This is a genomic window from Streptomyces sp. SID8352, from assembly GCF_009862265.1.
In the GTDB taxonomy this organism is placed as follows: domain Bacteria; phylum Actinomycetota; class Actinomycetes; order Streptomycetales; family Streptomycetaceae; genus Streptomyces.
Genome location: NZ_WWGX01000095.1, coordinates 114,845 through 131,798, shown reverse-complemented (window position 1 = coordinate 131,798; position 16,954 = coordinate 114,845). Strand labels below are relative to the sequence as shown.

General features: G+C 74.1%; 17 protein-coding genes and 1 pseudogene. 10 read left to right on the top strand and 8 right to left on the bottom strand.

Annotated elements, in window-relative coordinates:
* The 7 genes from GTY84_RS28960 to GTY84_RS28930 form a co-directional block, all read left to right on the top strand.
* A partial coding sequence (locus tag GTY84_RS28960; protein WP_161229362.1) for a BMP family ABC transporter substrate-binding protein occupies window positions 1–689 on the top strand: 689 nt, incomplete at its 5' end.
* Between the two features lie 169 nt (window positions 690–858).
* On the top strand, window positions 859–2,481 hold the full coding sequence (locus GTY84_RS28955) for an ABC transporter ATP-binding protein (protein WP_161229372.1): 1,623 nt from the start codon (window positions 859–861) through the stop codon (window positions 2,479–2,481).
* The gene (locus GTY84_RS28950) at window positions 2,481–3,602 is read left to right on the top strand and encodes an ABC transporter permease (protein WP_161229361.1); all 1,122 of its coding nucleotides are present in this window, start codon (window positions 2,481–2,483) and stop codon (window positions 3,600–3,602) included. Before GTY84_RS28955 ends, GTY84_RS28950 begins: the two co-directional genes overlap by 1 nt.
* Window positions 3,599–4,873 (top strand): ABC transporter permease, encoded by a 1,275-nt coding sequence (locus tag GTY84_RS34275; protein WP_161229360.1) that lies wholly within the window; start codon window positions 3,599–3,601, stop codon window positions 4,871–4,873. Before GTY84_RS28950 ends, GTY84_RS34275 begins: the two co-directional genes overlap by 4 nt.
* Window positions 4,870–5,262, top strand: a complete 393-nt coding sequence (locus GTY84_RS34270) for a cytidine deaminase (protein ID WP_161229359.1) — start codon at window positions 4,870–4,872, stop codon at window positions 5,260–5,262. The genes GTY84_RS34275 and GTY84_RS34270 overlap by 4 nt, the downstream gene beginning before the upstream one ends.
* Window positions 5,263–5,275: 13 nt before the next feature.
* Window positions 5,276–6,559, top strand: coding sequence for a thymidine phosphorylase (locus GTY84_RS28935; RefSeq protein ID WP_161229358.1), 1,284 nt, complete (start codon window positions 5,276–5,278; stop codon window positions 6,557–6,559).
* Between the two features lie 114 nt (window positions 6,560–6,673).
* A complete protein-coding gene (locus GTY84_RS28930; RefSeq protein WP_161229357.1) occupies window positions 6,674–7,060 on the top strand; it encodes an STAS domain-containing protein in 387 nt (128 codons plus the stop codon).
* Here the strand turns inward: GTY84_RS28930 and GTY84_RS28925 are convergent.
* Both GTY84_RS28925 and GTY84_RS28920 read right to left on the bottom strand, forming a co-directional pair.
* Entirely contained in the window at window positions 6,971–7,957 is a 987-nt protein-coding gene (locus GTY84_RS28925; RefSeq protein WP_161229356.1) for a sigma-70 family RNA polymerase sigma factor, read from the bottom strand. The two genes, GTY84_RS28930 and GTY84_RS28925, sit on opposite strands and share 90 nt — an antisense overlap.
* Before the next feature lie 105 nt (window positions 7,958–8,062).
* Window positions 8,063–9,445 carry an MFS transporter gene (locus GTY84_RS28920; protein WP_161229355.1) on the bottom strand — a complete coding sequence of 461 codons (1,383 nt, stop codon included), beginning with the start codon at window positions 9,443–9,445 and terminating at the stop codon, window positions 8,063–8,065.
* Window positions 9,446–9,508: 63 nt separating this feature from the next.
* Between GTY84_RS28920 and GTY84_RS28915 the strand changes: the two genes are divergently transcribed.
* The gene (locus GTY84_RS28915; protein ID WP_161229354.1) at window positions 9,509–10,462 is read left to right on the top strand and encodes a LysR family transcriptional regulator; all 954 of its coding nucleotides are present in this window, start codon (window positions 9,509–9,511) and stop codon (window positions 10,460–10,462) included.
* Window positions 10,463–10,859: 397 nt separating this feature from the next.
* On the opposite strand, the gene GTY84_RS28910 is transcribed toward GTY84_RS28915, so the two are convergent.
* A complete protein-coding gene (locus GTY84_RS28910; protein WP_202551931.1) occupies window positions 10,860–11,624 on the bottom strand; it encodes an alpha/beta hydrolase in 765 nt (254 codons plus the stop codon).
* 198 nt (window positions 11,625–11,822) lie between these two features.
* Between GTY84_RS28910 and GTY84_RS34265 the strand changes: the two are divergent.
* Together GTY84_RS34265 and GTY84_RS28900 are read left to right on the top strand one after the other, a co-directional pair.
* Window positions 11,823–11,951 (top strand): annotated as a pseudogene (locus tag GTY84_RS34265) (adenosine deaminase); the annotation flags it as partial.
* A gap of 158 nt (window positions 11,952–12,109) precedes the next feature.
* Window positions 12,110–12,475 carry an ATP-binding protein gene (locus tag GTY84_RS28900; protein WP_161229353.1) on the top strand — a complete coding sequence of 122 codons (366 nt, stop codon included), beginning with the start codon at window positions 12,110–12,112 and terminating at the stop codon, window positions 12,473–12,475.
* Window positions 12,476–12,607: 132 nt separating this feature from the next.
* Here GTY84_RS28900 and GTY84_RS28895 read toward each other — a convergent pair whose 3' ends face one another.
* From GTY84_RS28895 to afsQ1, 5 genes are all read right to left on the bottom strand, one after another.
* Window positions 12,608–12,811 (bottom strand): PspC domain-containing protein, encoded by a 204-nt coding sequence (locus GTY84_RS28895; RefSeq protein WP_161229352.1) that lies wholly within the window; start codon window positions 12,809–12,811, stop codon window positions 12,608–12,610.
* A gap of 98 nt (window positions 12,812–12,909) precedes the next feature.
* The gene (locus GTY84_RS28890; protein ID WP_161229351.1) at window positions 12,910–13,467 is read right to left on the bottom strand and encodes a VanZ family protein; all 558 of its coding nucleotides are present in this window, start codon (window positions 13,465–13,467) and stop codon (window positions 12,910–12,912) included.
* Between the two features lie 367 nt (window positions 13,468–13,834).
* A complete protein-coding gene (locus tag GTY84_RS28885) occupies window positions 13,835–14,443 on the bottom strand; it encodes a hypothetical protein (RefSeq protein WP_161229350.1) in 609 nt (202 codons plus the stop codon).
* Window positions 14,440–16,032 (bottom strand): HAMP domain-containing sensor histidine kinase, encoded by a 1,593-nt coding sequence (locus tag GTY84_RS28880; RefSeq protein ID WP_161229349.1) that lies wholly within the window; start codon window positions 16,030–16,032, stop codon window positions 14,440–14,442. The genes GTY84_RS28885 and GTY84_RS28880 overlap by 4 nt, the downstream gene beginning before the upstream one ends.
* On the bottom strand, window positions 16,029–16,706 hold the full coding sequence (afsQ1, locus tag GTY84_RS28875; RefSeq protein WP_158101933.1) for a two-component system response regulator AfsQ1: 678 nt from the start codon (window positions 16,704–16,706) through the stop codon (window positions 16,029–16,031). The genes GTY84_RS28880 and afsQ1 overlap by 4 nt, the downstream gene beginning before the upstream one ends.
* Between the last annotated feature and the right edge of the window lie 248 nt (window positions 16,707–16,954).

The following is a 16,954-nucleotide window of genomic DNA, read 5'->3' as shown; positions in this document are numbered from 1 at the left end:
AGTACCCGGACACCACCTTCGGCATCGTCGACGACGCCACCATCACCGCGAAGAACGTGGCCGACCTCGTCTTCAACGAGGAGCAGGCCTCCTACCTCGCCGGTGTCGCCGCGGCCAGGAGCACCAAGTCCGACGTGGTCGGCTTCGTGGGCGGCGTGGACATCCCGCTGATCCACAAGTTCCAGGCCGGCTTCGAGCAGGGCGTCAAGGACACCGACCCCAAGGTCGAGGTCCTCTCGCAGTACCTGACGCAGACCGCGGAGGAGGGCGGCTTCTCCAGCCCCGACAAGGGCAGGACCGCCGCCGAGGGCCAGATCGAGAAGAAGGCCGACGTCGTCTACGCCGCCGCCGGCCTCTCGGGCCAGGGCGTGATCGAGGCCGCCGCCACCCACAAGGTCTGGGCGATCGGCGTCGACTCCGACCAGTACCGCCAGGAAGCCCTCGCGAAGTACAAGGACAGCATCCTCACCTCGGCGACCAAGGACGTCGCCAAGGCGGTGTACAACCTCGCGAAGTCCGTCGAGGGCGGCTCGCCGGAGACCGGTATCGTCAAGGGCGATCTGAAGTCCGGCGAGGTCGGCCTCTCGGAGTCCAACCCCGCGTTCGCGGACGACGCCGAGCTGCAGGCGGCGGTCAAGGCGGCCAAGGACAAGATCGTCAGTGGCGGGATCAAGGTCAGGAGCAGCTAGCCGGAGCTGAACCGAGCACCACCTCGAACAGCGTGTAACCCGCGGGGTTGCGTCCGCTCGGCGGGGCACGGGGGTCCCGCGCCCCGTGCCCCGTCGAGCGGTGCGCCACCGCTTCAGATGCCGTAGGGGCGCTACGCGCGTAGACGGCCCCCGTCCCCAGGAGTGCGCCATCAACGCGTCCAGCAGCCCTCCGGCCGGAGCGGCGGTCAGCGAATCGGCGACCGCCGTCGAACTCACCGGAATCACCAAGCGCTTCCCCGGTGTCGTGGCCAACCACGACATCCACCTCGCCGTCCGCCGGGGCACCGTCCACGCGCTCGTGGGGGAGAACGGGGCGGGCAAGTCCACCCTGATGAAGATCCTCTACGGCATGCAGAAGCCGGACGAGGGCACCATCGCGATCGACGGCGCGCCCGTGGCCCTCTCCTCGCCCGCCGACGCCATCGCCCGCGGCATCGGCATGGTCCACCAGCACTTCATGCTCGCGGACAACCTGACGGTGCTGGAGAACGTGGTCCTCGGCAGCGAGCGCCTCCACGGCATCGGCGCCCGCGCCCGCCGCGCGATCAGGGATCTGTCCGACCGCTACGGCCTCGGCGTCCGCCCCGACGTCCTGGTCGAGGAGCTGGGCGTGGCCGCCCGCCAGCGGGTGGAGATCCTCAAGGTCCTCTACCGCGGCGCCCGCACGCTGATCCTCGACGAGCCGACCGCCGTGCTGGTGCCCCAGGAGGTGGACGCGCTCTTCGCCAACCTGCGCGAGCTGAAGTCCGAGGGCCTCTCGGTCATCTTCATCTCCCACAAGCTGGGCGAGGTCCTCTCCGTCGCCGACGAGATCACCGTCATCCGCCGCGGCACCACCGTCGGCACCGCCGTGCCCGCCGAGACCACCCCGCGCCAGCTCGCCGAGCTGATGGTCGGCAGCCAGCTCCCCACCCCCGAGACCGCCGAGTCCACCGTCACCGACCGCCCGGTGATCACCGTGGACTCGCTGCGCCTGGCGGCCCCCGGCGGCAAGGCCCTGCTCGACGACGTCTCCTTCACCATCCACGCGGGCGAGGTCCTCGGCATCGCCGGGGTCGAGGGCAACGGGCAGACCGAGCTGGTCGACGCGCTGATCGGACTGCGGCAGGCCGACTCCGGCACCATCGGCTTCCTCGGCGAGGACATCACCGCGCTGCCCACCCGCAAGCGCCGGGAGCAGGGCGTCGGCTACATCCCCGAGGACCGCCACCGCCACGGCCTGCTCCTGGAGGCCCCCCTCTGGGAGAACCGCATCCTCGGCCACGTCACCGAGCGGCCCAACGCCCGGGGCGTCTGGCTGGACCCGAAGGCCGCGCAGGCCGACACCCGGCGCATCGTCGAGGAGTACGACGTGCGCACCCCCGGCATCGACGTCACCGCCGCCTCCCTCTCCGGCGGCAACCAGCAGAAGCTCATCGTCGGCCGGGAGATGAGCCATCGGCCGCGCTTCCTGATCGCCGCCCACCCCACCCGCGGGGTGGACGTCGGCGCGCAGGCCGCGATCTGGGACCACATCCGCGAGGCCCGCCGCGAGGGCCTGGCCGTGCTGCTGATCTCCGCCGACCTGGACGAGCTGATCGGCCTGTCCGACACGCTCCGGGTGATCTACGACGGCCGGCTGGTCGCCGACGCCGACCCGGCCGGCGTCACCCCCGAGGAGCTGGGCTCCGCCATGACCGGCGCCGCCTCCGGCCACCTGGAGGGCGGGACCGCCGACGGGACCGCCGCCGCGCCCCAGGCCCCCGAGTCCCCGGAAGACGAGGCCCGCTGATGAAGAAGTTCGACAGGGAGCGCGTGCTCCTCGCGGTGGCCGGGCCGGTCATCGCGCTCGCCGTGGCCTTCGTGCTCAGCGCCATCGTGCTGATCGCCTCCGGCAAGAACCCGATCGAGCCCTTCGCCCTGATGTTCGAGCAGGCCGGGTTCTCGGACATCCAGGTCCTGATCATCAACCAGGCGTCGATGTACTACATCGCCGCCCTGGCGGTCGCCGTGGGTTTCCGGATGAACCTGTTCAACATCGGTGTCGACGGCCAGTACCAGCTCGCCGCCATGATCGCGGCCGTCGTCGGGGCCCACGCGGACCTCCCGGCCGTCCTCCAGATCCCGCTGCTCCTGCTGACCGCCATGTTCACCGGCGCCTTCTGGGCCGGGATCGCGGGCGTCCTCAAGGTCACCCGCGGGGTCAGCGAGGTCGTCGCGACGATCATGCTCAACGCCATCGCGACCTCGCTCATCGTCTACATGTGGAAGCCGGACGTCTTCGGCGTCAAGATCGGCAACAACAACACCACCGGTGAGATGCACGAGTCCGGCTGGGTCCCCGGCTTCGACATGGGCGACGCCGGGGAGGTCTACGGCCTGGTCCTGCTCGCCGTCCTGCTGGGCATCGGCTACTGGATCGCCCTCAACCGCACCCGCTTCGGCTTCGACCTGCGCGCCTCCGGCGCCTCCGAGTCCGCCGCCGCGGCCAGCGGCGTGGACCCCAAGCGGATGGTGCTCACCGCGATGCTCCTCTCCGGCGCCCTCGCCGGACTCGCGGGCCTGCCCATCCTGCTCGGCGGCACCCACACCTACAGCCTGAACTTCCCCACCGGCATCGGCTTCCTCGGCATCGGCATCGCCCTGCTCGGCCGCAACAGCCCCGTCGGCATCGCCTTCGCCGCCCTGCTGTGGGCCTGGCTCGACAAGGCCTCGCCCGAACTGGACTTCCACGGCTACGACAAGGAGATCGCGGTCATCATGCAGGGCCTGATCGTGCTCTCGGTCGTCGTCTCCTACGAGGCCGTCCGCGAGTGGGGCCTGCGCCGCCAGCAGCGCCGGGTCGGCGCAGAACTGGCCGCCGGCCACGTCCTCGGCGCCACCGACAACACCAAGGAGGTGGCGGGACGATGACCACGCCGACCACAGCGACCGACGTCAACCAGCCCTCGTTGCAGCCCGCGGCGCCGACCGGCCGCCGGCTGTCGCTGCCCGTGCTCATGCTGGTCATCGCCGGGGCCCTGGCCCTGACCTCCGTGGTCCGCCTCGTCACCGGCGCCAACGGCATCACCAACGTCAGCCAGATGTCCACCGCCCTGCAACTCGCCGTGCCCATCGGCCTGGCCGCGCTCGGCGGACTCTGGGCCGAGCGCGCGGGCGTCGTCAACATCGGCCTCGAGGGCATGATGATCCTCGGCACCTGGTTCGGCGCCTGGGCCGGATTCCAGTGGGGCCCGTGGACCGGTGTCCTCGTCGGCATCGTCGGCGGCGCCCTCGGCGGACTGGTGCACGCCGTCGTCACCGTCACCTTCAACGTCAACCACATCGTCTCCGGTGTGGCCATCAACATCCTCGCCCTCGGCGCCACCCGCTACCTCGCCCCGCTCGCCTTCGAGGGCCACCAGGGCGGCTCGGCCAAGCAGTCCCCGCCGGTCGACTCCCTCGGGCACTTCACCGTTCCCGGGCTCGCCGACGGGCTGCGGACCCTCAACGAACAGCACTGGTTCTTCGTCTCCGACATCGCCGGGCTCCTCGGCGGACTGGTCACCAACGTCTCCTGGCTGACCCTGATCGCCGTCGCCCTGATCCCGGCCACCTGGTGGATCCTCTGGCGCACCCCCTTCGGACTGCGCCTGCGCTCCTGCGGCGAGAACCCGGTCGCCGCCGAGTCCCTGGGCGTCAACGTCTACAAGTACAAGTACCTGGCCGTGATCATCTCCGGCGGGCTGGCCGGACTCGGCGGCGTCTTCCTCTCCATCGTCGCCAACCCCTTCTACCTGGAGGGCCAGACCAGCGGCCGCGGCTACATCGGCCTCGCGGCGATGATCTTCGGCAACTGGATGCCGGGCGGCCTCGCCATCGGCGCCGGTCTCTTCGGCTACACCGACAGCCTCAACCTGCGCGGCGGCTCCACCAACGTGCACGCCCTGCTGCTGCTCGGCGCCCTGCTGCTGCTCGTCGGCGCCATCTGGATGGCCGTCCGCAAGAAGTACGTCAACGCGCTGATCACCCTGGTCGTCGGCGCCCTGGTGTTCGCCTGGTACGCCGGCACCGACGAGGTCCCCAACCAGGTCGTCTCCGCCACCCCGTACGTCGTCACCCTGGTCGTCCTCGCGCTCTCCGCGCAACGGCTGCGGATGCCCAAGGCCGACGGCATGCCCTACCGCAAGGGCCAGGGCAAGTGACCGGCGCCGACTGGGCCGGACTGCGCGCGGCGGCCCGGGACGCCATGACCCGGGCCTACGCCCCCTACTCCGGGTACGCGGTCGGCGCCGCCGCCCTCGCCGACGACGGCCGCACCGTCACCGGCTGCAACGTGGAGAACGCCAGCTACGGACTCGGCCTGTGCGCCGAGTGCGGGCTGGTCTCCCAGCTCCAGCTCACCGGCGGCGGACGGCTCACCCACTTCGTCTGCGTCGACGGCCGGGGCGCGGTCCTGGTGCCCTGCGGCCGCTGCCGCCAGCTCCTCCACGAGTTCGGCGGGCCGGACCTGCTGCTGGAGACCCCGGCGGGCGTCCTCCCGCTGTCCGAGATGCTCCCGCAGGCCTTCGGCCCCGACCACCTCACCCCCTAAGGAAGGCCCGACCATGGCCATGGACGTCATCTCCGTCATCCGCACCAAACGCGACGGCGGGGAGCTGAGCGGCGAGCAGATCGACTGGGTCGTCGACGCCTACACGCGCGGCGCGGTCGCGGACGAGCAGATGGCCTCGCTCGCGATGGCGATCCTCCTCAACGGCATGAACCGGGGTGAGATCGCCCGCTGGACGGCCGCGATGATCGCCTCCGGCGAGCGAATGGACTTCTCGTCGCTCTCCCGCCCGACCGCCGACAAGCACTCCACCGGCGGTGTCGGGGACAAGATCACCCTGCCGCTCGCCCCGCTCGTCGCCGCCTGCGGCGCGGCCGTCCCGCAGCTCTCGGGCCGCGGCCTCGGCCACACCGGCGGCACCCTGGACAAGCTGGAGTCGGTCCCGGGCTGGCGGGCCCTGCTCTCCAACGAGGAGATGCTCGACGTCCTCGGCTCCACCGGCGCGGTGATCTGCGCGGCCGGCGACGGCCTCGCCCCCGCCGACCGCAAGCTCTACGCCCTGCGCGACGTGACCGGCACCGTCGAGGCCCTCCCGCTGATCGCCTCCTCGATCATGTCCAAGAAGATCGCCGAGGGGACCGGCTCGCTGGTCCTCGACGTGAAGGTCGGCTCCGGCGCCTTCATGAAGACCCTGGAGGACGCCCGGGAGCTGGCCGCCACCATGGTCGGCCTCGGCACCGACCACGGGGTGCGCACCACCGCCCTGCTCACCGACATGGCGACCCCGCTGGGGCTGACGGCGGGCAACGCCCTGGAGGTCCGCGAGTCCGTCGAGGTGCTGGCGGGCGGCGGCCCCTCCGACGTGGTCGAGCTGACCCTCGCCCTGGCCCGGGAGATGCTCGACGCGGCGGGGCTCGGGGACGCCGACCCGGCCCGGGCGCTGGCCGACGGCTCCGCGATGGACGTCTGGCGGCGCATGATCGCGGCCCAGGGCGGCGACCCCGACGCGCCGCTGCCCACCGCCCGCGAGCGGCACGTGGTCACCGCGGACGCCTCCGGTGTCCTGACCCGGCTGGACGCCTACGACGTCGGCGTCGCGGCCTGGCGCCTCGGGGCCGGGCGGGCCCGCAAGGAGGACCCGGTGCAGGCCGCCGCCGGCGTCGAACTGCACGCCAAGCCCGGCGACACGGTGACCCGGGGCACGCCCCTGCTGACCCTGCACACCGACACCCCGGACCGCTTCGGCTACGCGCTGGAGGCCCTGAAGGGCGCCTGCGACATCGCCCCGGCGGGCACCGCCTTCACCCCGTCGCCGGTGGTGCTGGAGCGCATCGCGTAACGGCGGGACCGGCCCGGCGCCCCGGCCGCCCGCCGCACCGCCCGGGCCCGGGAGGCGGGCCGGGGCCCCCGCCCCATCGGCCCCCCGCCCCGGCGCCGGGCCGTGCCCGCACCGATGAGTTCCGCCGGGCCGCGCCGTCCATCCTCCGTGGACACCGAGACACCCCCCGTGCTCGTCCTGTCCGGGCCCGTCTCCCCGGCCGGGACGCCCCGGCGCTGCGCCGAGCTGCGCGCACTGCTCGCAGCGGCCCGGACGGGGGTGGTGGTGTGCGAGGTCGCCGGGCTGGGCCCGCCGGGCCTGGCCGCCGTCGACCTGCTGGCCCGGCTGGAGCTGACCGCCCGGCGGGCCGGGGGCCGGATCCGGCTCCGGGGCGCCGGTCCCGCCCTGCGCGGCCTGCTGGACCTCGTCGGCCTACGCTTCGAGACGGAGCGGCAGGCCGAACAGCGGGAACCACCGGGCGGTGTCCAGGAAGCAGTGGAAACCGGTGATCCGCCCGGCTGAGATCTCCAGTACCTGCACCGCCCACGGCGCGAAGCCGCCCCGCTCCGGGTCCGGTTTGTACTGCGCGAACCCCGGCAGCCCGTTGGCCCGCACCGGTATCAGCCGGGAGCCGGCGCACGGGGCGCCCAGCGTCGCCATGAAACCGGTGATGTCCGCCGGGCCCGCCAGCCACAGGTCGAAGGGCGGCATCGTCATGACCGCGTCCTCGTGCAGCAGCGCCGTCAGCGCCTCCATGTCGTAGCCCTCGAAGGCCGTGACATAGCGCTCCAGGAGCCTGCTCTGCTCCTCGTCCAGCGGATCGGAGACCGATGCCTCGTCGGCCCGCCCGGCCCGCTCCGCGAGGGTGGCGCGGGCCCGCTGGAGCGCGCTGTTGACCGCGGCGACGGTGGTGCCCAGCAGCTCCGCCGTCTCGCTCGCCCGCCACGCCAGCACCTCACGCAGGATCAGCACCGCCCGCTGCTTGGGCGGCAGTTGCTGCAGGGCGGCCATGAAGGCCAGCCGCACCGACTCCCTGGCCACCGCCGCCTCCGCCGGGTCCGCGGTGGCGGGCAGCACCCGGGCGTCGGGCACCGGCTCCAGCCAGACGCTGTCCGGGCGGGGCGACAGAGCGGCCCGCGCGAGCGGGGTCGCCTCCGTCAGATCCATCGGGCGGGCCCGCCGGCCGCTCGCTGCCAGCATGTCCAGACAGACGTTGGTGGCGATGCGGTACAGCCAGGACCGCAGACTGGAGCGGCCCTCGAAGGTGGAGTGGCTCCGCCAGGCGCGCACCAGGGTGTCCTGCACCGCGTCCTCGGCCTCGAAGGACGAGCCCAGCATCCGGTAGCAGTACCCCGTCAGCTCGACCCGGTGCCGCTCCAGCGCCGACTCCAGCTCCATGGTCGCGGTGCCCTCGGTCATCGCCCATCCACCCCCGTGGCCGTCGCGTCACGCGCACTTCGCGCCCGCATCCGGAAAGCTACCCGGGGGCACTGACAACGGCCTCCGAGACGGGGAACGCCCAGGTCAGCGGGGTACTCCCGCGATCCGTACCGGTCCCGCCACGGCCGGTCCGCGGGCCGCCAGCGAGCCGAGCACGGTGATCGCCACGACCCCCAGCACCGCCAGCAGTCCCACCCAGACGGTCCCCGCCCAGCCGCCGGCGTGGAAGGCCACCGCGCCGGCCGTGCTGCCCGCGCTGGAGCCGATGTAGTAGGCGGACTGGTACAGCGCCGACGCCTGCGCCCGGCCGTGCGCGGCCGTCCTGCCGACCGCCGCGGAGGCCACCGCGTGCCCGGCGAAGAAGCCCGCCGTGATCAGCACCAGCCCCAGCAGCACCAGCGGGAGGGACTGCGCCAGCGACAGCAGCAGCCCCGCCGCCGTCGTGCCGCCCGCCAGGTACAGGGCGCCGCGCCGCCCGAGGCGGCCCGCCAGCCGCCCGGAGGCCGAGGCCGACACCGTGCCCACCAGATAGACCAGGAAGACCGAGCCCGCCAGCCCCTGGGGCAGCGAGAACGGAGCCTCCGTCAGCCGGTAGCCGATCATCGTGTACACGCCGCCGAAGACCGTCATGAACAGCGCGCCGATCGCGTACAGGCGCCGCAGCAGCGGGTTCGCCAGATGGTCGCGGACGGTGCGGACCAGGACCCCGGGCCGCAGCGAGCCCGGGGTGAAGTGCCGGGGCGCGGGCAGCAGCAGCCGGAAGGCCACCGCGCACCCGACCGCGACCACGCCGATCACCCCGACGGCCACCCGCCAGCCCCACTCCTGGGCGACCCAGCCGGTGATGACCCGGCCGCTCATCCCGCCGACGCTGTTGCCCGCCACGAACAGCCCGATCGCGGTGAGCAGCGCCCGCGGCCGCACCTCCTCCGCCAGGTACGCCGTCGCCGACGCCGGGAGCCCGGCCAGGGCCGCCCCCTGCACCGCGCGCAGCGCGATCAGCGCCGTCAGCGACGGGGCGAAGGGCACCAGCAGTCCGACCGCCACCGCGACCGCCAGCGATCCGGTCATGACCGCGCGCCGCCCGAACCGCTCCGACAGGGCGCTCATCGGCAGCACGAACACCGCGAGACCGCCGGTGGCGGCGGCCACCGTCCAGCTCGCGTCGCCCGCCGTGACGCCGAGGTCGCCGGAGATCAGCGGCAGCAGGGCCTGGGTGGAGTAGAGGAGCGCGAAGGTCGCGACGCCGGCGAGGAACAGGGCGAGGCTCATCCGGCGGTACCCGGGGCCGCCCGGTGCCATGCGCGAGTCGGCGGGTCCGGCCGCGGGCGGGGCCGCGACGGTTCCGGGAGCCGGGTCGGCCGGATCGGCCGGTTCCGCGACGGCGGTGGCGGCGGGCCGGGCGGAGGAGGCGGTGGCGGCGGGGGCGTCCACGGCGGTGGACGCCCCGGTATCGGCGGGAGTCATGTGGGCGACGCTACGGAGCCCCGACTCATCCGTCCAATGCATGGAATCGCCATAATCGTTCCCATGACGCATCAGCCGAGATCAGCGGCCCGGATGTCACCGTCCGGTGACACGGAAGACATCGTGACGCTGCTCGCGCCGCGCCTCGCGCACTTCGCCGGGGTCGCCCGCACCGAGCATGTGACCCGCGCCGCACGGGAGATGGACGTCCCCCAGTCGACGCTGTCCCGCGCCCTCGTCCGCCTGGAGGCCGACCTCGGCGTCGACCTGTTCGTCCGCCGCGGGCGCACCCTCGCCCTGACCGTCGCCGGGCGCACCTTCCTCGGCTCCGTGGAACGCGCCCTCGCGGAGGTCGAGCGCGCCGTCGAGGAGGTCCGCGCCGACGCCGACCCGGCCACCGGCAAGGTCGCCTTCGGCTTTCTGCACACCATGGGCGCCGAGACCGTCCCCGGGCTGCTGCACGCCTTCCGCGCCGACCACCCCCGGGTCCGCTTCAGCCTCGTCCAGAACTACGGCGAGGCCATGCTGGAGCGGCTGCGCGCGGGGGAGCTGGACCTCTGCCTGACCTCCCCGGTGCCGGACGCGCCCGATCTGGTCGCCCGCCGCCTCGACGAGCAGAAGCTGCGCCTGGTGGTGCCCGGTGACCACAGGCTGGCCGGGCGGCGGCGCATCCGCCTCGCGGAGGCGGCCGAGGAGACCTTCGTGACCCTGGAGCCCGGCTACGGGCTGCGGCGCATCACCGACGACCTGTGCAAGGAGGCCGGTTTCCGGCCCCGGGTGGCCTTCGAGGGCGAGGAGGCGGAGACGCTGCGCGGACTGGTCGCGGCCGGTCTCGGGGTGGCGCTGCTGCCGCCGCCCGCCGTGCCCCGCCCCGGTGTGGTGGAGCTGACGGTCACCGCGCCGCGCGCGGCCCGCGAGATCGGCGTGGCCTGGCTGGCGGGGCGCTCGGACACGCCTCCGGTGGCCGCGTTCAAACGGTTCCTGCTGTCCCGGCGCGGGCACCTGCTGCCGGGGTGACGCGGGGCCGCGGCGGGCCCGGGGGCGCGGGCCCTGGGACGGGCCGGGGCGCGGGCGGTGCGGTGGCCCGGCGGTGGCGTTCGAACGCGGCGCGGGTGCCGGCGGGGCGGCCGACGGGGGCGGTGCCCGGCCCGGGTGCAGTCGCCGGCGGGAGTGCGGGACGGCGGGGCCCGGTGCGGCCGGTGACCAATACGCCGTCGGTCCGTACGCCCTCGGCCCGTCCTGCCGTCGGCCCGTGTGGCCTCGGTCCGTACGCCGTCGGTCCGTGAGCCGCCGGTCCGGTGTGTCTCCGATCCGGATGTCGTCGGCGCGTGCGCGGTCGGCCGGTGGCCCCCGGGATCTGTTCGGGCCGGTGCGCGCGGCCGGGCGCGGGGTCCGTCCCGCCGTCGCCCCGGGCCTACCGGTGCCGCAGCGACTTCCCGAACCCCGCGGCCAGCGGCATCCGCAGACCGAGCGGCGGCGGCGCGGCCAGCGCGTCCTCCACCGGCCGCGAGAAGGACTGCCCGAACAGCACGCCCAGGACGAAGTCCTCGGCCAGCGCGACCACTTCGTCCCGGTAGTCGCGCAACGCGTGCCCGTCGGAGTGCACTTCGAACCGGCACACGTTCCGGTTCGCCTTCTTCGCGCGCGCCGCCAGCCGGAACGACAACTCCGGGTCGCTGCGCCGGTCGTTGGTGCCGTGCACGATCAGCACATGCCGCCCGACGAGCTGCTTGACCGGCTCGGGCGGCGCGGCCACGTCCTCGTCGGGCAGCCAGGGGGCGAGGGCCAGCACCGCGGTGACCGCCTCGTGCCCCGCCGCGCGCAGGGCGGCCCGCCCGCCCATGCCGACCCCGGCCAGGCAGACCGGTACGTCGCCGTAGCGCCGCACCGCCTCCTCGGCGGCCCACTCGGCGTCCCGCGCGAGATGGGCCCCGGCACCGTTCCAGCCGCGGCTGCGGTAGTGCACGACATGCGCGGCCAGCCCCTCGCCGCGCCCGGCGCGCGCCAGCCCGCGTCCCAGCGCGCGCACCGAGGCGGCCCCCAGCAGGGCGGAGGGCCTGCGGTCGGACACCTCGTCCCCGGCGGGGAGCAGCAGGACCACACCGCTCACCGCGCGGCCCTCCGGACCGAGCGTTCGCCCCAGCCGGGCCTGCCGGACCGGCGTCGCTTGCTGTGCCATGACAGAACAGTGGCAGAAACGCGGGACACGGGACCCTCGCTCGCAGCGACCGTTACATATCCCCGCCCGTGTCCACCGCGCCGCCGCCGGGGCGGGCCCGCCACCGCCCGGCACGTCCCCGGCCGCCGTCCCGGACCGGGGACGCGGGCACCCCGTCCACGCCTTCGGCCGGGAAATCGACGGCGCCGCGGGGCTCCCGTCAATGCGATGAAATCAGCATTCATTCCTTTCGATGAACGGTTCGTCGTGATCAATGGCGTGATCGCTTCGGGCTCCGCAGAACTGAAGTCCGAATGCCGCTTTCGGAAAGCCGCTGCCACCAGCGGTGATGGGAACCGCCTGGACCGTGCGGGGGAGGGGTGGGCCGAAAAGCGGTGCTGGACATTCGCCTTCCGGCGGAATTCGATGTTTGCGGTGGGCGGTGCCGCGTGTTTACGGTCGGGCCCCGCTGACCTTCCCGTCATCCCATTTCGAGGACGCATTCCATGAAGCAGTCTGCTGCCAAGACCCTCGGCGTCGCCGCCCTCGGTGTCGCCTTCGCCGCCGCCGGCGCGGGCGCGGCCAACGCGGCCCCGGAGCTGCCCGACACCGCCCGCACGGTGGACTCCGTCGCCCGGACCCTCCCCGCCGAGACCGTCTCCCAGGCGGTCCCCGGCGCGGGCAGGGTGCTGGAGCAGGGCCGCCGCATCTCCGGCACGGGGCTGACCGCCGCGCAGCCGGTCGTCCAGCAACTCGTCGACGAGCAGCTCTCCAGCGGTCCGACCAAGCCCGTCGCGGGTCTGCTCGGCGGACTGCCGGCCCAGGGGCTGCCGACCCACGGCCTCCCGGTGAACGGTCTGCCGATCGGCTGAGCCGCACCCCCGCACACACCAGGGGCGCATCCGGACCACCGGATGCGCCCCTGGTGTGCGCTCCGGGCCGCGGGCGCGCGGGGCGGCCCGCCCACCGGGCGCCGTCCGCCGTCCCGCACGGCCCGGCGGCGGTCACCAGGCCGTGCGGGACGCCTCCTCCTGCGAGGGCATCAGGAACCACAGGGCCAGGTAGAGCACGAACTGGGGGCCGGGCAGCAGGCAGGAGGCCACGAACAGCACCCGCATCGTGGTCGACGAGGTGCCGAAGCGCCTGGCCAGCCCGGCGCACACGCCGCCGATGACACGGCCTCGGGTGGGACGCGCGGGGAGGGACATCGCGACTCCTTCGGGAGAGCGGGCGGTGGGGGCGGCCGGACGGCCGCCCTCCTCGACTGCTTTCCACGCTAAGCGGACGAGTCGCCGTGAACCTCGCTCTACGGGGCGATCCCGACCCTGGGAATCCTCGGGGTACGACCCTGAGGCCGCTCCTCCCGGCGCACCGCGCGGGCACGCTCCCGCTCCCGCTCGGACCAGCGGCGCAGCCGCGCCCGCCCTGCGGGGACCAGGGCGAGGTGCGCGAGCGTCACCCCGAGGGTGGCCAGCAGCGCCGAGTCCACGTCCACGACCTGGCCCGGCACCCCCGTCCGCAGCAGCTCGACCCCCAGCGCCAGCAGGGCGCCCGCGGCCGTGGTGCGCAGCAGCGACATCAGGGGCGAGACGGCCAGCCGCCCGCTCACCACCGGCAGCAGCACGCCCAGCGGCGCCAGCGGGACCAGCCCCCCGCCGATCGAGCGGGCCGCCGAGGGCCAGCCCGCGGCCAGGTCGGCGCGGATGGTCGCGAAGGGGTGCAGGTTGGGCGGCGGAACCCAGGGCACGTCCCGGGGCCGCAGCGTGAACCAGGCGACGAGCGCGAGGTGCGCGACCAGCAGGGCGCTGCCCGTCGCACGGATGCGGAACGCGGCGCCGCCGCCGGTGAACCATTCACGCTGCACGCCCCCCTAGACGCCGCCCCCGGCGGGCGCGGTTCCGGTCGCGCGCGCCCCGGGACTGAGTCCTGCGCCACACGGCGGGACACGGCTTCCCGGGACCGGCGGCCCCGGGGAGGCGCTCGACGGGACCGAGGCGCACGCCGGGGCTCCGGCCCGTTTCCACCGCGCGCCCGGCGTCCGCGAACCCCGCGCGCCCCCGGCCGTCCGGCCCGGTCCCGGTCCCGGACACGGGTCCCGGACACGGCTCGCACCCGTGGCCCACCGGTCGTGTCGTCCCGCCGGTCGTGTCGTCCCGCCGGCCGGACCGGCCGTGGGGCGGGTGTCCCGCCGGTCGGACCGTCCGCGGGGCGGGCGTCCCGGCGGGCTCCGTTCATCCGCCCCGGGCGGGGTGCGACGGCGGTTCGTTGGAGCCCGGCCGGGCCCGTACCTCGTCCGTGCAGGTGTAGCGCCGGGGCGGTTCCCCGCCCGGCCCGCCGAGGATCACCGCGCCGTCGCCCTGGGCCGCGGCCGACTCGGAGAAGGTGCAGACGATCTGGGCCAGGGCGTAGGAGGTGAGGTCCCCGGGCGCGGTGCCCAGGCGCAGGGTGTCCTCGGGGTCGTCCCGGCGGGGTCCGGCGACCGTCGTCCCCGCGCGCACGTCCGTGGTGAACCCCGCCTCCTTCTCGGCGGCCGACGGCGGCTCCATGAGCTGCCCCAGCAGCCCCCGGGCCACCAGGGTCCGCCGCGCGGAGTCCGCCGCGCCGTCCGGCACCCGCACCGTCCGGTCCACCGTCACCAGCGAGGAGCCGCACAGCAGCAGCACCCGCACCGGAATCCCCGGCCCGGACCCCGCCGACACGCCGGGCTCGGTGAGCGAGCAGCGCACCCGGGAGGGCGCGGCGCCGTAGTCCGTGGGCACCTCCGTGGCGCGGATGCCGCACCCCGAGAGCAGCACGGCCAGGGTGAGCCCCGCGAGCACCGGCAGACGGCGTACGGTCATCGGGCCCGTCCCTCCGCGTCCTTGCCCTCGTCCCCGCCCGCGTCGTCCCCGGCGGTGTCCTCCTCGTCCGGCTCCGACGCGTCCTGCGGCAGCCGCAGCGTGAACACCGCACCGCCCTCGGGGGAGTTCTCGGCGGTGATCTCCCCGCCGTGGATGTGCGCGTTCTCCAGGGCGATGGACAGGCCGAGCCCGCTGCCCTCGGAGCGCGGCCGGGAGGCGCTCGCCTTGTAGAAGCGGTCGAAGACGTGCGGCAGGACGTCCTCGGGGATGCCCGGACCCTGGTCACGGACCCGGATGACGACCTCGTGGTCCCCCCGGGTCACCGACACCCGCACCGGTGAGCCGCCGTGCTTGAGGGCGTTGCCGATCAGGTTGGCCAGGACGACGTCCAGGCGGCGCGGGTCGAGCCGGGCGTGGATGCCCCGCTCCGCGTCCAGTTCGACCGCGTCCAGCCAGGCCCGGGCGTCGATGCAGGCGGTGATCTGGTCGGCGACGTCCACATCGTCCAGGACCAGCCGGGCGGTGCCCGCGTCGAAGCGGGTGACCTCCATCAGGTTCTCCACCAGGTCGTTCAGCCGCCGGGTCTCGCTCACCACCAGCCGCACGGCGGGCTCGATCATCGGGTCGAAACCGCCGCCCTCGAACTCCAGCTCCTCCTCCAGGACCTCGGTGACGGCGGTGATGGCCGTCAGCGGGGTCCGCAGCTCGTGGCTCATGTCGGCCACGAAGCGCCGCGAGGCCGCCTCCCGCCCCGCCATGTCCGCCACCCGCTTCTCCAGGGCCTCGGCGGCGCTGTTGAACGTCCGGGACAGGTCGGCCAGTTCGTCGGTGCCGGAGACGCGCAGCCGGGTGTCGAGCTTGCCCTCGCCCAGCCGCCGGGCCGCGACGCCGAGCCGGTGCACCGGCTTGAGCACGGTCGTCGCCAGCGCCTGGGCCAGCAGCGCCGAGCCGACCAGCGCCAGACCGGTGGCGATCCCCAGCGACCAGGCCAGCGAGTTGAGGTCCTTCGCCTCGGGCTCCAGCGACTTGAGCATGTAGCCGGTCGGGCCGCCGCCGATCACCCGGGCGCCCGCCACCAGATAGGGCGTGCCGTCGTCGGTGATCCGCTGCCAGTACAGCCGGTAGGGCGACTTGTTGGACGAGGTGACCTTCTGCTCCTTGTTCACCGCGTCCCGCAGCGACCCGGGCACGTCGGCCAGCGCGAAGCCGCCGAGCCCGCCCGAGCTGCCGTAGACGGTGCGGCCGGTGGCGTCCTCGGCGACGAGAAGCACCCCGAACCGCTGTCCGCCGCTGGTCATCTGCCCGGCCGTGTGCTGGAGCTCGTCCTGGGTCGGGTGCTCGGGCAGCGAGCCCGCCCGGTTCTGCATCTCCTGCTCGAAGTCGCGCAGCACCGCGTCCTGGGTACGGGTCAGCACCGCCTCGCGGTTCAGCCAGTAGGCGATGCCGGACGCGGAGACGGCCGCGGTCAGGGCGACCAGCCCGAAGACGACCACCAGCCGGAGCCGCAGGCTGGTCAGGCGCAGCCGCGAGCGGAACCCCTTGCGCGCGTCGGCCCAGCCGTGCGCCCCCTCCCGGTTCTTCCGTATCACTGAGGCGGGTCCAGCCGGTAGCCGACACCGCGCACGGTACGGATCAGGGTCGGCGACGACGGCACGTCCTCGACCTTGGCGCGCAGCCGCTGCACGCACGCGTCCACCAGCCGGGAGTCCCCGAGGTAGTCGTGCTCCCACACCAGCCGCAGCAACTGCTGCCGGGACAGAGCCTGTCCGGGACGGCGGCTCAGCTCCAGCAGCAGCCGCAGCTCGGTCGGGGTGAGCTGGAGGTCCTCGCCGTTCTTGGTGACGGTCATCGCGGACCGGTCGATGACCAGGCTGCCGAAGGTCGCCGCGTCGTTGGACTCCCGCTCGCCGCGGCGCAGCACCGCCCGGATGCGCGCGTCCAGGACGCGCCCCTGCACGGGCTTGACGACGTAGTCGTCGGCGCCCGACTCCAGCCCGACGACCACGTCGATGTCGTCGTTGCGCGCGGTGAGCAGGATGATCGGAAGCTGGTCCGTGCGCCGGATGCGCCGGCACACCTCGAACCCGTCGATGCCGGGCAGCATCACGTCCAGCACGATCAGATCCGGGCGCTGCTCGCGCAGCAGCTTCAGACCGTCCTCGCCGCTGGCAGCGGTGGCCACACGGTGTCCCTGGCGGGTCAGGGAGAGCTCCAGGGCCGTACGGATGGCGTCGTCGTCCTCGATCAGCAACAGGGAAGGCACAGGCTCATTCTGGCCCATGAACCGGCCGGTGTTTGACCCGCGGGCCGGGAACGGGCCCGCGGGAGGGCCGGGCCCTGTGAAGAAAGGGTGAGGCTGTCGTGCGGAGGCCCTGTGACAGGCCTGTGACAGTCGGCGGACACGGCCATGAAGTGGCCCCGGCAAGCTTCTCGGCACAGGCAACAGAGCGGCACACGCACCACAGCGGTGCGGACGGCACGGGCACCGGAGACGGTGTCGGCACAGGCAGT

What these genes read in the sequence shown, in the direction of transcription:
- GTY84_RS28950 (WP_161229361.1), top strand. Translation starts at nt 2,481, where the DNA reads ATGAAGAAGTTCGACAGGGAGCGCGTGCTCCTCGCGGTGGCCGGGCCG.
- GTY84_RS28930 (WP_161229357.1), top strand. Translation starts at nt 6,674, where the DNA reads ATGAGTTCCGCCGGGCCGCGCCGTCCATCCTCCGTGGACACCGAGACA.
- GTY84_RS28900 (WP_161229353.1), top strand. Translation starts at nt 12,110, where the DNA reads ATGAAGCAGTCTGCTGCCAAGACCCTCGGCGTCGCCGCCCTCGGTGTC.
- GTY84_RS28915 (WP_161229354.1), top strand. Translation starts at nt 9,509, where the DNA reads ATGACGCATCAGCCGAGATCAGCGGCCCGGATGTCACCGTCCGGTGAC.
- GTY84_RS28935 (WP_161229358.1), top strand. Translation starts at nt 5,276, where the DNA reads ATGGCCATGGACGTCATCTCCGTCATCCGCACCAAACGCGACGGCGGG.
- GTY84_RS28885 (WP_161229350.1), bottom strand. Translation starts at nt 14,443, where the DNA reads ATGACCGTACGCCGTCTGCCGGTGCTCGCGGGGCTCACCCTGGCCGTG.
- GTY84_RS34275 (WP_161229360.1), top strand. Translation starts at nt 3,599, where the DNA reads ATGACCACGCCGACCACAGCGACCGACGTCAACCAGCCCTCGTTGCAG.
- GTY84_RS28920 (WP_161229355.1), bottom strand. Translation starts at nt 9,445, where the DNA reads ATGACTCCCGCCGATACCGGGGCGTCCACCGCCGTGGACGCCCCCGCC.
- GTY84_RS28910 (WP_202551931.1), bottom strand. Translation starts at nt 11,624, where the DNA reads ATGGCACAGCAAGCGACGCCGGTCCGGCAGGCCCGGCTGGGGCGAACG.
- GTY84_RS28895 (WP_161229352.1), bottom strand. Translation starts at nt 12,811, where the DNA reads ATGTCCCTCCCCGCGCGTCCCACCCGAGGCCGTGTCATCGGCGGCGTG.
- GTY84_RS28925 (WP_161229356.1), bottom strand. Translation starts at nt 7,957, where the DNA reads ATGACCGAGGGCACCGCGACCATGGAGCTGGAGTCGGCGCTGGAGCGG.